The 1,597-nt window shown below is 72.8% G+C and carries 1 protein-coding gene and 2 pseudogenes; 2 read left to right on the plus strand and 1 reads right to left on the minus strand.

Translation table 11 applies throughout. The annotated features are described in order from the left end of the window. Positions 1–94 (minus strand): annotated as a pseudogene (locus AB0I73_RS41210) (universal stress protein); the annotation flags it as partial. 199 nt (positions 95–293) lie between these two features. On the opposite strand from AB0I73_RS41210, the pseudogene AB0I73_RS41215 reads away from it, so the two are divergent. Both AB0I73_RS41215 and AB0I73_RS41220 read left to right on the plus strand, forming a co-directional pair. Beyond that, positions 294–724: pseudogene (locus AB0I73_RS41215) on the plus strand (cyclic nucleotide-binding domain-containing protein). Between the two features lie 82 nt (positions 725–806). Beyond that, positions 807–1,469, plus strand: a complete 663-nt coding sequence (locus AB0I73_RS41220) for a CBS domain-containing protein (protein WP_363045502.1) — start codon at positions 807–809, stop codon at positions 1,467–1,469. The last annotated feature ends 128 nt before the right edge of the window (positions 1,470–1,597 follow it).

Genomic DNA, 1,597 nt, shown 5'->3' on the forward strand with positions numbered 1-1,597 from the left:
GCCCCTGGCGGCGCCGGGCGCCGACGATCGCCAGGTCGGCGGCGGCCGACCGGAGCACGAGGACCTTGGGGGCCGGGCCTTCGACCGTCGCCCGGGGACTTCGGCCCGCTGCGGACGCCCGGTGCCGTGGTCGCGCGCCCGGGTGGCCGATGCTTCCACCCGGTCGGGCCGAAGGGCCCTCGGATGGGGCCTGGCCGGCCCGTGGCCTCCCGCGCCCATCGGGTACACGCTGTCGTTACGACCGACGAAGTCGCCGTTCGACTGCGGGGGCAGGCGCGAAGGGGGACGAAAGGATGGCAACCGCGACGACCACCACTCCGGCCGCCGGTCTCCCGGCCGAACACCGCGAGCGGCTGATGCGGCGCGCCCACGAGGTCTCCTTCGACATCGGAGCCCCTCTGTTCGCGGAGGGGCGGCGGGCCGACCGGTTCTGGATCATCCGGACCGGGACCGCCGCCCTCGATCTGCGGGTCCCCGGCAGTCGTGCGGCCGTGATCGATTCGCTGGGCCATGGTGAACTGGTCGGCTGTTCCTGCGCTTCCCGCCCCACCCGTGGCTCCTGGGCGCCGAGACCACCAGCCCGGTGCGGGCACTGTGCGCCGAGGACCCCGGGTTCGGCCGTGCGATCGCCGTGCGGGTCGGCCGGGCGGTCGCCCGGCGCCTGCACGCGACCCGCGTCCGGCTGCTCGATCTGTACGCCCCGTACGGCAGCGGGAGCAGGTGACGACCGGGTTCCCCGTGCCGTGTGCCCCGGCCCCAGCGGCCACGAGCCGACCCACGTACCTGACAACCCGAGGGGGAGCCCCATGAACGGCAGCCCGCACACCGTGAGCGACGTGATGTCGCATACCGTCGTGGCCGTCGGTCGCGACGCCTCGTTCAAGGAGATCGTTCGGCTCATCGATCAGTGGAAGGTGAGTGCCCTGCCGGTGCTGGAAGGCGAGGGCCGGGTCGTCGGCGTCGTCTCCGAGGCCGATCTGCTGCCCAAGGAGGAGTTCCGCGACAGCGACCCCGACCGGTTCATGCAGCGGCACCGCCTGCCCGATCTGGCCAAGGCGGGGGCACTGACCGCCGGAGAGCTGATGAGCACCCCGGCCGTCACCGTCCACGCCGACGCCCCCGTCGCGCAGGCGGCCCGCATCATGGCTCAGCGCAAGGTCAAGCGGCTGCCCGTCGTGAGCCGGAAAGGGCTGCTCGAAGGCATCGTCAGCCGGGTCGACCTGTTGAAGGTCTTTCTGCGGACGGACGAGGAGCTCGCCCAAGAGGTCCGCGGGGAGATCGTCGCTCCCCTCTTCCCGGCCCCGCTCGAGGCCATAGGGGTGGAGGTCTCCGACGGTGTCGTCACCCTCACCGGCCGTATACGGGACACCTCGCTGGTGCCCGTCGTCGCCCGCGCCGTGCGCGCCGTCGAAGGGGTGGTCGACGTCACGTTCCATCTGGCGAACGGGTCGTCGGACGAACCGCGGTGAGGGAGGGGGAGCGGGACTGTCGGCCTTGCGCTACCGGGGCGGTCACGGCACCTCGCGGTGCAGCACGACCTTCAGGGCGCCGGTGTCCGGGCCGTGCGCGAAGACCTCGTAGGCCTCCTCCACGCGAT

The organism is Streptomyces sp. NPDC050388 (assembly GCF_040655635.1).
In the GTDB taxonomy this organism is placed as follows: domain Bacteria; phylum Actinomycetota; class Actinomycetes; order Streptomycetales; family Streptomycetaceae; genus Streptomyces.

Coding starts and splice junctions, on each gene's coding strand:
- AB0I73_RS41220 (WP_363045502.1), top strand. CDS start 807: ATGAACGGCAGCCCGCACACCGTGAGCGACGTGATGTCGCATACCGTC.